This is a genomic window from Romboutsia sp., assembly GCF_035470145.1.
Taxonomy (GTDB): Bacteria; Bacillota; Clostridia; order Peptostreptococcales; family Peptostreptococcaceae; genus Romboutsia_D.
In genome coordinates this window covers 1-12,712 of the sequence record NZ_DATIRC010000224.1, presented here as the reverse complement: position 1 = coordinate 12,712, position 12,712 = coordinate 1, and the positions used below count along the sequence as shown (strand labels likewise).

Below are 12,712 nucleotides of genomic sequence, written 5' to 3'. Positions count from 1 at the left end.
CTGATACTAATACTCTTTCTGGTTGGTCAGTTATCATGTAATCCGGGAAGTATTTTGGACCTTCTTCTAAATGATTTTGTATTACTTTTAATAATTCTTTAACATTTCTTCCCTTTAATGCTGATATAGGCACTATTTGCTTAAATACACCTTCAGCATGGTACATTTTCATCATATCAAATAAATCTTGTTCTTCTATTTGATCCATTTTGTTTATAACTAAAACCACTGGAGTTTTTATATTTTTTAAGTCATCTATTATTTTTCTATCTCCAGGCCCTATTTTTTTAGAATCATCTACTACAAATAGTACTAAATCTACATTTTTAAATGCATCTGTAGCTGATTTAACCATGAATTCACCTAGTTTATTTTTAGGCTTATGTATCCCTGGCGTATCTAAAAATACAACTTGACACTCTTCATCTGTGTATACTGCTTGTATTGTATTTCTTGTCGTTTGAGGCTTATCGCTCATTATTGCTATTTTTTCTCCAACTACATTATTCATAAGAGTAGATTTACCTACATTAGGTCTTCCTACTATGCTAACAAATCCTGATTTAAACATATTGTCATTTCTCCTATCGTTCTCTTTTGTATTATTTAACTTCTTTAAAGTCACTTCCTAAAAAATAATTAGGTATTAAATCTTTTATTTTACATTCATATATTTCACCTTCAGAGTATCCTGTTATTATCCTTATTTCCGTTCCAAACTCTATTATTACTTGCCTACATATTCCACATGGGTATGTAGCTTCATTTTTTTCCGAATTATCGCTTGCTATTGCTATCGCTTCTATATCTCTACAACCTTCTGATATAGCTTTAAATATAGCTGTTCTTTCAGCACAATTAGTTCCTCCTAAAGATGCACATTCAATATTACATCCTGTATAAACTTTATTGTTTTTCGTTAAAAGTGCTGCTCCCACCTTAAAATTTGAATAAGGAGAATGAGAATATTTTCTTGCATCTTCTGCTATTTTTAATAATTCTTTATTATTCATAACATGTTCCTCCTAGATTTCATTTCTATAAATCTATATTATAAAAAATGTATGATAAATATTCTTCTTTTTATATAATTTATTATTAATAATTTTGTTTAGTACATTACATTATAACATAAAAAAAGAAGTCTTGCAGACTTCTTTTTTGTATAAGGCCTGCTAATAAATTTAACATCCCCTTTTTTTAATTGTTAACTAACTATTTGAATTTGATAAACTAAAAGCCCTATTAAAGCACCCAATAAAGCTCCTGCTACTGTTTCCCAAAATGTATGTATCTTTCCCTCGATTCTACTTTGAGCAACTAAAACTGCCATTAGATATGCTAGGGTTGACGTTACAAGTCCTGCCGTAATAAGCGTTATAATTGTAGCCATTGCAAATGATAATGCTGAATGGCCACTAGGCATCCCTCCTTTTAAAGGAGTTCCAGTTGAAGTTAATGCTTTTACTACTACAACAGCTATAAGTACTAACACTATACAAATCAAAGTTACATGAAGCTTTGATTGTCTTATGGTATATATTAATGAATCAGATACATCTGTCAATTTATCATAAAATATTATATACCCAACCACAACTGAATTTAATGTTGCAATTAAAACGCCTCCTGCCGCAACGTCTTTTGCTATCTTAGCAAGGGGATGATACGTATCAGTTACCATATCTATGGTCTTTTCTATAGCAGTATTGAACATTTCTGATATTACAACTAAACTTATAGAAAATATAAGTACTATCATCTCAACTTTAGTTAAATCAAAAAACAAACTTGCTACAAGCACTATTACAGCTACAAAGTAATGTATTTTCATATTTCTTTCTGATTTGAAAGTATATAATATCCCTTCTATAGCAGCATTAAATGCTTGAATTATCCCCTGACGTGCTTTTTTAGATTTCATAAATTTTACTCCCTTGTTATGTTTAGCTTGTTTAATATATATTCTTCTTTTTGTCTCATTTCTTTTGTATTTTCTTCAGTATCATGATCGTATCCTAAAAGATGAAATACACTGTGGCAAACTAAAAAACATACTTCTCTTTCAAAGCTATGATTGTATTCTATACTTTGTTCAAATGCCTTCTCTAAAGAAATCACTATGTCTCCTAAAGATTCTTCTTCTAGCTCAATATCAAACTCATCACTTAACATCGGGAATGATAATACATCTGTAGCTCTATCTATACCTCTATATTCTCTATTTAATTCGTGTATTTCCTTATTATCTACAAAAGATAAACTTACTTCATAATCATCGTCATATCCTTCATAATCTAAACACTCTACTATGATATCTTTTATTTTTTCTATTAATGCTTCACTTGCATCCATTTTATCTTGTCTATTATCTATTATAAGTTCCATATCCTACCACTTCTTCCTTTGTAAAATTTTATATTCTTATTTCTTTTTATTCTCTTGTTGCTTTAATTTTCTGTCTTCTTCTCTTTTATCAAATCTGTCATAAGCTCTTATTATCCTTTGAACTAATTCATGTCTTACAACATCCTTGTCCGTTAACATTATATTGCCTATACCTTCTACACCTTTTAAAACTCCTATTGCCTGCAAAAGACCACTTTTTTTCTTTTCTGGTAAATCCGTTTGAGTTAAATCGCCTGTTACTACTGCTTTTGATCCAAACCCAAGTCTAGTTAAAAACATCTTCATTTGCTCTGGTGTTGTATTTTGTGCTTCATCTAGTATTATAAATGCGTTATCTAAAGTTCTTCCTCTCATAAATGCAAGAGGAGCAACTTCAATAGTACCTCTCTCTAAATATTTATTAAATTTATCTGGTCCTAACATATCAAATAAAGCATCATATAAAGGTCTTAGATATGGATCTACTTTATCCTTTAAATCGCCTGGTAAAAAACCTAGGCTTTCTCCAGCTTCAACAGCAGGTCTTGTAAGTATTATTCTACTTACCTCGTCCTTTTTAAATGCCTTTACCGCCATAGCAACTGCTAAATATGTTTTACCTGTACCTGCAGGACCTACTCCAAATGTTATGTCATTGTTTCTTATAAGTTCTATGTACTCTTTTTGACCCAAAGTCTTTGGGCAAACAGGATTTCCTTTTTTAGTTAAAACAATGGCGCCCTCTAGTTCTTTTATCTTAGCCTGACTACCTTCAAACAAAAGAGAGATAGAATATGATATACTTTGTTTATCTAATTTCTTACCATTTGAAACAGTTTGATGTAATTCATTCATAAGTTTCAATGCTTGATTTACATTTTTTTCATCTCCCATTAAAACTATATTTCCTTCCCTTAATATTACATCTATATTTAATGCCTCTTCTATTAATTTTATATTTTCATCAAAATTTCCAAATAACTCTCTTTCAAATGTTTCTTCTGATACTATAAATTTCTTTTGTACTATCAATTTAAGTTCCTCCTTAATATCTATTATTGATTTTCTCGTAAGTCTTTTTTATCAGTATCATTTTCATTATTTTCAAATTCATTTCTTATATCATTTATAGGCCTTTTGTCGGGATTTTGAGGAATGGGTTCTTCTCCATCCTTACTATTGTTTTGATCTTTTATCAACTGTTCTGCTTCTGCTTTACTAAGATGATCTATCTGAACTATATTTTCAGATGTTTGTACTGTTATTACATATTCTAACATATTTTTATTAACTTTATAATCATGCGATACATCTACAACTCTAGCTGAAGCTGGTATTATATATTCTAACTCTTTCAAAGATTTTTCTGATAATTCCTTTTTAAGTTTTTCTTTATCTTTTTTTATTTTAACATCTTTAGTTTCATTAAAAGTACTTATATTTATTTTTACAGGAAATGTATAATCTCCCATAGATAATTTATACTCTTTATTATCTATAGTATACTCCTTATATTTTATATTTCTCCTTATTGTACATTTTTTATTATAGAAACTTATGGTATATACTTTTTTCTTGTTCCCTGTTTTCTTTTTTATAGTATCTTCATAATTAGCACTTTTAGATACTTCATAAAAAGTACTTGCCCATACCTCTGGTACTGATTTTGTATTGGCACCACTTATCAAAACGTCACCTTTTTGAACAATGTCACCAGAATTTACAATTTGATTTCCACTTCTTGGAATAACCTTTTCTATTATACCATTTTTCTCTGCAATTATATTACAATAATTTGATTCTTGTGTTGATTTTAGGGTTTCTGCTTTTTTAGTGACTGTTACAAATATATTTGTACCCCTTACATTTATAGATATATATGCAACCTCATCAAATTTTAACATTATGTGATCTCTAACTTCTTTTCTGTCTATATTTTTCTTGTATATTCCTGGCTTAAGACCTGCATTATATAGCTCTTTTCTTATTTCCTCTTTTTTTATACCCTCAGGAACTTTAATATATATATCTGTTACAAATTGAGATGTAAACATTAACAACATCAAAGAAACTATAGCACAAATCCACATACCTTTTAATTTATAGATCCTTTTTAAAACAAAAGGTATTCCTGTTTTTTGTTTAATTTTAACTTCGAAATTACTTCCCCTATATGCTTGTTTAAAAGCTTTCATGTCTTGTCTTTCAATACAAAATTCTATTTTTGTGTTGCTTGTTCTATTTACATTATAAACTCTTATGTTGCTCCTTATAAGATGATTTAGAAATCGTTCAATTCCTATACCTTCTACTGTTATAATATAGTATCCTCTAATATAACTTATCACGTGTATTTCCTCCTAATCCACATATTCTACAGTGTATATAGTCCCTTTTATACCTATCTCGCCATCAGTAATATATTTTAGTGAAAGTTTGTCCCCAGATATTTTAATTGATTTTACTTTTGTTTTTATTTTTATTAAATCAGCCTCATAAGTTGTTATGGATAAGTAATTTTCTATACTTATAAATGTATTCCCTATAATAGTTACTGTAGGTTGATTTACCAGTAGGTCAGCCGATATCTCTATCATACATATACCTCCTTAATATATTTTATGTTAATAATCTACTTAAATTACATTTTTAATTCTTTTAAAATTTATTTAGAATATCTATATATAATCACTATGTTTTATAATACTATTTTATTTATATATGTGTGTAAACTTATACTAATATTTAGAATAAAATATCTATATAATATAACTATATTTTTTAAGGAAGGATGGTTACATGAAAAACGCTTTTATATGTTTAGTTCAAAAATGTATATGTGTAGATTTCTTAATTAATGCATCAATACATTCAAATTCATACCAATTTCCAAATCTTTTATCTACTATAAAACAAGAAAACTTGAGAAATATAAAGCTCATTTGCTACCTTTATGAATATATTTTAAAAGATTCTCTGATACTTGATGATATTAATTCAGTTAAGTTTGATAAGAATTCTGAAGATAATTTAAACACTCTGCTACAACTCAATTTAAATATTTTGTCTGATTTAGAAACCTTAAGAAAATATAAACTGGATGTCTACTCTTTAAATCTACTACAAGGATTAATTTATAGTTATTTTAATTTTGTATCTTCAATACAATACTTTTTCCCTATAAGGTATAATAAGAGTTCAACGCATAATAAAGATATTAATATAAAAAGTGTTTCTAAAGCTAAAGATTACAATAATATTAGATTTTTCAATTTACCTAATAACAACTTATTAGATACTTATCCTCAAGATGTATCTATAGATTATATCCGTGAAATTTCTATAAATGCTATAAATATTTTTTTTAATTATTCTTTAATTAATAATAAAATTATAGATGAATATTATGAAGTTTTTTTTGAAAGTAATCCTAATAATAAATTTTATCAATATTTTTTTAAAACTCCTGATAAAATTTTTAAAATAAGAATTTTAGATAATACAGGAAAAATTATATATATATATCAGAATCATCAAAACAATATTAATATTTCTCCAACCCTAAATAAAGAAGATTCAAAAAAGCTAGTTGATACTTATTTGCAAGAAAAATTTGGTGATGAATTTGAAAATTTATTTTATGATAAAGATTATGTAAATACTTACACTTATAATAATGTAATTGAAGGTTATAAGTTTAAATATAACTACAAAGATGATTTAGGAAAAATAAATTTTAATAAAGGTTTTTATATAACCATAAATACACTATCTCTAATAGTACAAGAAATTTCCTTATTGTAAATCCACTATAAAAAATACTGAGAAATAAATCTCAGTATTTTTTATAGTGGATTTAATTTTTTTGATACGCTATTAGACCATAACCAATATATATGTAGTCAATAAAATCTTATTACTTCTATTTATCTATTTATCATCCATATAAAATAATTTAAAGCTAAAGCATATAAAAGCCAAATGATATATGGAATATTCAAATAAGCTGCTTTTTTATCTATCTTAGCAAATTTTATAACCATCACTACTACTACTATAAACAATACTACTAAAGTTACTAAAGCTGTAAATCTTAAATCCATACCAAAGAATAAAATACTCCACATGAAATTCAATGCTAATTGTAACCAATAATAAAACATAGCGTCTTTAACCTTTTGAAGTTCATATCCTTTTTTCATAATTTTATATGCTGATATGCCCATCAGTATATAAAGTATTGTCCAAACTATAGGGAATATAAAGCTTGGTGGTGCAAATCCAGGTTTTATTAATTGAGAATAATAAGTAGAAATCTCAACTCCCGCTAGCAGTTGAGATATAAAACTACTTGCATATCCTACAATTAATGGTATCAGTACACTTATTAAAAAATTTCTAATTTCTTTTACTGATATAATCAAAACTTTCCCCCTCTTTCTCCTTTTGTATTCTTTTAATTAATAAATATGTACAAGACCATTTTATTATGACAAGTTTTTAAATACAAAAAACCTAGAGATTCCTCTCTAGGTTTTTAATCTATTGTAAGTTATTTTTTACTAACTCATTTATAAGTTTGCCATCAGCTCTACCTTTTACTTTAGGTTTAATAGCCGACATTATTTTTCCCATATCTTTCATAGAAGTTGCTCCTAGTTCAGATATAGTAGATTTTACTATTTTGTTTAGCTCTTCTTCGCTTAACTGTTGAGGTAGGTACTCTTTTAAAACTTCGATTTCAGCTTCTGCTTCACTTACTAAGTCTTCTCTCCCAGCCTTTGTAAACTCAACTAAACCATCTTTACGTTGCTTTAGTTGTTTAGATATTATATCAATAATACCATCGTCTTCAAGTTCAACTCTATTGTCAACCTCGTATTGCTTTATAGAAGCTCTTATCAAAGTTACTACAGATTTTCTAACTGCATCTTTGTTCTTCATAGAAGACTTTAAATCTTCTTGTAACTTTTGTTTAAGGGACATTCCCTTCACCTCTTTATTCTTTTTACTATTTCTTAGCGTTTTTTCTTCTTGCTGCTTCTGCCTTTTTCTTACGTCTAACGCTTGGCTTATCATAGTGCTCTCTTTTTCTAACTTCAGACATGATGCCAGACATTGCACATGAACGCTTGAATCTTCTTAAAGCGCTGTCTAATGTTTCATTTTCTCTTATTCTTACTTCTGACATTTCTTTTTCCCTCCCTCCGATAGCGCGAATTATGCTGGGACTGTAACTACGATTATATCTGCATAAATGCATTACAACCTCACACTTTGTTTATTATAAACTAATCTTAATTTTTTTTCAAGTATTTTGTTTAATAACAAAGTTATTTTTTGAATTAAAACTATTTTTTCTCTGCTTCATAAAGAGGTAGCTTTTTACCAGCTAGAATATGATAGTGAATATGCTTTACTTCTTGACCACCATCTTCTCCACAGTTATTTATAATTCTAAATCCTTTTTTATCGAAACCTTCCTTATTAGCTATTTTATTAATCACATTATGAATGTGTGCAATAATTTCCATTTCTTTTTCTGGTATATCTATTATACTGTCATAATGTTTTTTAGGTATCACTAATATATGGTATGGAGTCACTGGGTTTATATCATTAAACGCTAACACTTTATCATCTTCATAAACTTTGCTAGATGGAATTTCACCATTTACTATTTTACAAAATATACAACTCATTTGTAACACCTCCTATTCTATACAAAAGTTTTATTTCTACGTCTTATACTAAAATACCTTCTACATATTCATTTTTTACGTCTCTTATTTTAACTTTTAGTATTTGACCTCGAATATCTTCATTACTATCTACTACGACTCTTATATAGTTAGGAGTTAATCCTTCATACTTGTTGTCTACTATATTTTGTTCAAATAGCACTTCTAGTTCCTCTCCTATAAACTTGCTTGCAAATTTATTAAAGTTTTCTTTACTTAAATTTAAAAGTTTTTCACTTCTAAATTGCTTCATTTGAGGATCTATTTGATTTTCCATAGTAGCTGCTGGAGTACCTTTTCTAGGTGAATACTTAAATATATGCATTTGAGAAAGTTCAATGTCCCTTAAGAATTCATAAGTTTTATTAAACTCTTCATTAGTTTCCCCAGGAAACCCTACTATTACATCTGTAGTTATTGCTACATTAGGTATATTTTCTCTTAATCTATCTACTATAGTCTTGTATTCTTCTATAGTATATCTTCTATTCATTCTTTTTAAAGTTTCATCGCATCCACTTTGTAATGATAAATGATAATGTGGACATACTTTTTTCATTTTAGAAACTTCACTTACAAATTCATCCGTAAATAAAACAGGTTCAACTGAGCTTAATCTTATCCTTTGAATTTCTTCTACTTTATTTATTTCCTTTATTACATTTAATAAAGTCATTTGATCATCTTTTATGTCTTTTCCATAAGATGCAACATGTATACCTGTTAAAACAATTTCTTTGTATCCATTAGATGCTAATTTTTTAACTTCTTCTATTATACTTTCCATACTTCTACTTCTTACTTTACCACCTCTTGCATAAGGTATTATACAGTAAGAACAGAATCTGTCACACCCATCTTGTATTTTCATAAATGCTCTTGTTTTTCCATTAGATTGACTAATTTCTATTTCCTCAAAAGCTCTAACCTTCATTATATCGTCAACCGTACTAACTTTTTTACTTGCATCTAGTTTTTTAATTTCTTCAACTATTGTTCTTCTTTCATTAGTTCCCATTACTAAGTTTACTTCTTCTATATCAAGTATTTCTTCTGGAGATACTTGAGAATAACATCCAACAACTGCTATTATTGCATCTGGATTTTTCTTTTTCATTCTTCTTATATATTGACGTGATTTTCTGTCACTCATATGTGTTACTGTGCATGTATTTATAACATAAACATCTGCAAATTCTTCACTATCAACTTGAGAGTATCCTTCTTTTTCAAACATCTCAAGCATAGCTTCTGTTTCATATTGATTTACTTTACACCCTAATGTGTAAAAAGCTACCTTTTTCATACTATTCATTTCCTCCTAAGTCGCTTAATTCATATAAAACTATAGATGAAGCGACAACTGATGCTGTCTCTGTTCTTAATATTCTAGGCCCTAGAGATACTGATTGACCTCCAATTGCCTCTATTTCTTGTATTTCCATATTATCAAATCCACCTTCTGGACCTACAAAAATACCTATGTTATTTATATTTACACCTTTTATAGCTTGTTTAATCGATTTTGTTCTTTCATTTTCATAAGGAGCTATATTAAAGTCATTTTCTTTCATATCTGCTAAAGCTTCTTTAAAAGTTAAAACTCCTCTTAATTTAGGAATTTGTCCTCTTTTACTTTGCTTTGCAGCTTCATATATTATTCTTTCCCAACGTTCGATTTTTTTATCTTCTTTTTTATCGTCAACTTTTGTCACACTTCTTTTAGTTTGAACTAATACTATTTCATCAACACCAACTTCTGTAAGCTTTTGAAGTATCATTTCCATCTTAGGTCCTTTTGGTAGCCCTTGATATAGTTTGATTTTTAAATCAGACTCTCTTTTTACATCAACACGCTCTAATATACCTAAAGTTACAATGCTTTTATCTATATCTGTTATTTCACATATATACTCATTATTATCATTATCACATATTTCTAATTCTTGTCCGATTTTGCATCTTAAAACCTTAGATATATGCTTAACATCTTCACCTTCTATAATACATGTGTTATTTTCTAAATTAACATTTTTCTTTTCTACAAAAAATCTATCCATAATCTCACCTACTTAAACTTAGATACTATAGCATTCCATTCACCTAAACTTTGAACTTCTACTATTTCAAATCCATTTTCTATTAAGCTTTCTTTAACTTCATCAACTTTAGCATGTATTATACCTGAAGATATGAACACTGCGTCATCTTTCATAAAGTTATGAACATCTTTTGCTAATATTTTTATTATATCTGCTATTATATTTGCAACTACTATATCTGCTTTATCACTTACTACATCCATTAAATTTCCGTGCTTTGCAACTACTTTGTCTTCTACTTTATTTAATTCTATGTTTTCTTTAGATACTTTTACAGCAACTTCATCTAAGTCAACCGCTAAAACTTCTTTTGCTCCAAGTTTCGCAGCAGCTATTGCAAGTATTCCACTTCCACAACCTATATCAAATACTTTTGAATCTTGTTTAACGTATTTTTCAAGTTCTCTTATACACATAGTTGTAGTTTCATGAGTTCCTGTTCCAAAAGCCATCCCCGGGTCTAATTCTATTATTAAATCGCCTTCTTGCTCTTCATATTCTTCCCATGTTGGTTTTACTACTACCTTTTGTCCTAATTTTGTTGGCTTATAGTAATTTTTCCATTCGTTAGCCCAATCTTCTTCATCAACCTCAGAAAGCTCAACTATAGCCTCTCCTATATCTATTCCGAACTCTTTTAATCCTTGTATTTTTTCTTTTATTCTGTTTATGTCTTCTGTTACGTCTCTTTCTTCTGTTATGTAAGTTTTTATTATGACTCCATCGTATCCGCTGTTGAATATTTCTTCTCCTACAAAATCCCAATCATATTCATTTTCCTTTTGGAATTTGAAATCTTTAGGATCTTCTATAGACACTCCACCTACATTTTGCTCATATAATATATTAGTTATAGCTTCAACTGCTTCAGTTGTAGTCTTTATTGTTATTTCAGCCCATTTCATCTTTTAAGCACCATCCTTATGTTTAATCGTCTTATTTTTTCATAAACTTTATTATATCATAATTATTATTATCTTTAATACCATTCTTTAATCTATTTTGTAATACATATATAAAAAGCTGACAACTATTTGCTGTCAGCCTCTTCTCTTTAATATAATTAAATTATTTTACTTACTTATAAGTATACATTTGGTTTGAATTTTGATTTAAATGTAGAACAGTTTGTTTCTGTATATATATTAACATCATTTCCTGAAACTGATATAGTTTCTGCACTACATAGTTTATTATTGTTATATTCACAAGTTTCAACTTCACAAACTAAGCAATTACAAGCTCCTTTAGAATTGGTATTATTAGTTAATTTTGAATAATTAGACTTATCAAGGAAGGACCCACAACAAGTATCATGAGGATTTTTTGCTCCGCTTCCACCTACATTAACACGATTTGCATAACAAGTTTCCTTTTCATTATGAGAACAATTATTTACACTACAATTTATTTTAGTCATTTTAATACCTCCTATGTATTTACTCTTATTTAGAAAAATGTCTATCTAATAACCATTTAAAAGCTCTTCCATGTCTAGCTTCATCTTTACACATTTCATGAACAGTATCATGAATAGCATCTAAATTATGTTTTTTAGCTAATCCTGCTAAATCTTTTTTACCTGCACAAGCACCATATTCGGCTTCAACTCTAGCAGATAAGTTAGACTTTGTATCAGCTACAACAACTTCTCCTAGCAATTCAGCAAATTTAGCAGCATGTTCTGCTTCTTCATAAGCTATTCTTTTATATGCTTCTGCAACTTCAGGGTATCCTTCTCTATCTGCTTGACGGCTCATTGCTAAATACATACCTACTTCTGTACATTCCCCCATAAAGTTAGCTCTTAATCCTTCTACTATTTCAGGGACTATATCTTTAGCTATTCCTATTCTGTGCTCATCTGCCCATGCAAGTTCTCCTTTAACTTCATCAAACTTATCTGCACTTACTTTACAAACTGGACAAACTTCTGGTGGAGCATCACCTTCATGAATGTATCCACATACTGTACAAACATATTTTTTCATAAAAAATTCCCTTTCAACTATTAATTTTATAAATTTTACACGTATCTATTATTTGTATATAAACTGTTATTATTCAGATGTTTTTTAATTTATTGTATATGTATTTAACAGTTGTCTTCTATAATATTATTGTTATCATCCTTAACCGAAAACTTAAAATCAATAGCCATATTATTATCTAATACTAATGTATAAATTTCTTCTAACGATTCTTTTAATTCTTCTTTTAATTCATATGCATTATAAACTTTTATTTTTTCTTCGTTTTCAATTGTTTTATCTAAGTTTTTGCTTTCTTTAAAAATATATAATACTTTTTCAGTCTCATCTATATACTTATCTTCTATAAATATAATCTTCTTTGCCTTAGGCTTTTTATTTTTAAATGCATTTACCTTATCTAATGATATATATCGTGACAAACTTTGAGGATTCTTCATATATCCTTCTCTGACAAAAGGCGGTCTTATCCTGTATTTTTTATACCAAT

General features: G+C 28.2%; 18 protein-coding genes. 1 reads left to right on the top strand and 17 read right to left on the bottom strand.

From position 1 onward, the window contains the following. The 7 genes from era to VLM92_RS09575 all read right to left on the bottom strand — a co-directional run. On the bottom strand, positions 1 to 571 hold a 571-nt coding region (era, locus tag VLM92_RS09605; protein WP_325276123.1), incomplete at its 3' end, for a GTPase Era. 31 nt (positions 572 to 602) lie between these two features. Further along, on the bottom strand, positions 603 to 1,013 hold the full coding sequence (gene cdd / locus VLM92_RS09600; protein WP_325276122.1) for a cytidine deaminase: 411 nt from the start codon (positions 1,011 to 1,013) through the stop codon (positions 603 to 605). 194 nt (positions 1,014 to 1,207) lie between these two features. Then, on the bottom strand, positions 1,208 to 1,924 hold the full coding sequence (locus tag VLM92_RS09595) for a diacylglycerol kinase (RefSeq protein WP_325276121.1): 717 nt from the start codon (positions 1,922 to 1,924) through the stop codon (positions 1,208 to 1,210). A 5-nt stretch (positions 1,925 to 1,929) separates the two neighbouring features. Beyond that, a complete protein-coding gene (gene ybeY / locus VLM92_RS09590; protein ID WP_325276120.1) occupies positions 1,930 to 2,388 on the bottom strand; it encodes an rRNA maturation RNase YbeY in 459 nt (152 codons plus the stop codon). Between the two features lie 36 nt (positions 2,389 to 2,424). Further along, positions 2,425 to 3,420, bottom strand: a complete 996-nt coding sequence (locus tag VLM92_RS09585; RefSeq protein WP_325276119.1) for a PhoH family protein — start codon at positions 3,418 to 3,420, stop codon at positions 2,425 to 2,427. Between the two features lie 23 nt (positions 3,421 to 3,443). After that, positions 3,444 to 4,736, bottom strand: coding sequence for a sporulation protein YqfD (gene yqfD, locus VLM92_RS09580; protein WP_325276118.1), 1,293 nt, complete (start codon positions 4,734 to 4,736; stop codon positions 3,444 to 3,446). 12 nt (positions 4,737 to 4,748) lie between these two features. Continuing rightward, positions 4,749 to 4,985 (bottom strand): YabP/YqfC family sporulation protein, encoded by a 237-nt coding sequence (locus tag VLM92_RS09575; RefSeq protein ID WP_325276117.1) that lies wholly within the window; start codon positions 4,983 to 4,985, stop codon positions 4,749 to 4,751. Positions 4,986 to 5,310: 325 nt separating this feature from the next. Here VLM92_RS09575 and VLM92_RS09570 point away from each other — a divergent pair, with 325 nt between their 5' ends. Then, positions 5,311 to 6,192, top strand: a complete 882-nt coding sequence (locus VLM92_RS09570; RefSeq protein ID WP_325276116.1) for a hypothetical protein — start codon at positions 5,311 to 5,313, stop codon at positions 6,190 to 6,192. 122 nt (positions 6,193 to 6,314) lie between these two features. On the opposite strand, the gene VLM92_RS09565 is transcribed toward VLM92_RS09570, so the two are convergent. The 10 genes from VLM92_RS09565 to VLM92_RS09520 form a co-directional block, all read right to left on the bottom strand. Then, on the bottom strand, positions 6,315 to 6,812 hold the full coding sequence (locus tag VLM92_RS09565) for a TspO/MBR family protein (RefSeq protein WP_325276115.1): 498 nt from the start codon (positions 6,810 to 6,812) through the stop codon (positions 6,315 to 6,317). A 118-nt stretch (positions 6,813 to 6,930) separates the two neighbouring features. Then, positions 6,931 to 7,374: a GatB/YqeY domain-containing protein gene (locus VLM92_RS09560; RefSeq protein WP_325276124.1), complete on the bottom strand. Its 444-nt coding sequence runs from the start codon at positions 7,372 to 7,374 to the stop codon at positions 6,931 to 6,933. Between the two features lie 25 nt (positions 7,375 to 7,399). Beyond that, on the bottom strand, positions 7,400 to 7,579 hold the full coding sequence (gene rpsU, locus VLM92_RS09555) for a 30S ribosomal protein S21 (protein ID WP_325276114.1): 180 nt from the start codon (positions 7,577 to 7,579) through the stop codon (positions 7,400 to 7,402). A gap of 160 nt (positions 7,580 to 7,739) precedes the next feature. Beyond that, positions 7,740 to 8,090 carry a histidine triad nucleotide-binding protein gene (locus VLM92_RS09550; protein ID WP_325276113.1) on the bottom strand — a complete coding sequence of 117 codons (351 nt, stop codon included), beginning with the start codon at positions 8,088 to 8,090 and terminating at the stop codon, positions 7,740 to 7,742. 43 nt (positions 8,091 to 8,133) lie between these two features. Continuing rightward, positions 8,134 to 9,435 carry a tRNA (N(6)-L-threonylcarbamoyladenosine(37)-C(2))-methylthiotransferase MtaB gene (gene mtaB, locus VLM92_RS09545; RefSeq protein WP_325276112.1) on the bottom strand — a complete coding sequence of 434 codons (1,302 nt, stop codon included), beginning with the start codon at positions 9,433 to 9,435 and terminating at the stop codon, positions 8,134 to 8,136. 1 nt (position 9,436) lies between these two features. Then, positions 9,437 to 10,189 (bottom strand): 16S rRNA (uracil(1498)-N(3))-methyltransferase, encoded by a 753-nt coding sequence (locus VLM92_RS09540; RefSeq protein WP_325276111.1) that lies wholly within the window; start codon positions 10,187 to 10,189, stop codon positions 9,437 to 9,439. Between the two features lie 8 nt (positions 10,190 to 10,197). Beyond that, the gene (prmA, locus tag VLM92_RS09535; protein WP_325276110.1) at positions 10,198 to 11,136 is read right to left on the bottom strand and encodes a 50S ribosomal protein L11 methyltransferase; all 939 of its coding nucleotides are present in this window, start codon (positions 11,134 to 11,136) and stop codon (positions 10,198 to 10,200) included. A 176-nt stretch (positions 11,137 to 11,312) separates the two neighbouring features. Continuing rightward, on the bottom strand, positions 11,313 to 11,651 hold the full coding sequence (locus VLM92_RS09530) for a DUF1540 domain-containing protein (RefSeq protein WP_325276109.1): 339 nt from the start codon (positions 11,649 to 11,651) through the stop codon (positions 11,313 to 11,315). Between the two features lie 25 nt (positions 11,652 to 11,676). Continuing rightward, positions 11,677 to 12,222 carry an NADH peroxidase gene (locus VLM92_RS09525; protein ID WP_325276108.1) on the bottom strand — a complete coding sequence of 182 codons (546 nt, stop codon included), beginning with the start codon at positions 12,220 to 12,222 and terminating at the stop codon, positions 11,677 to 11,679. 104 nt (positions 12,223 to 12,326) lie between these two features. Continuing rightward, the coding region (locus VLM92_RS09520; protein ID WP_325276107.1) for a hypothetical protein at positions 12,327 to 12,712 on the bottom strand (386 nt) is incomplete at its 5' end.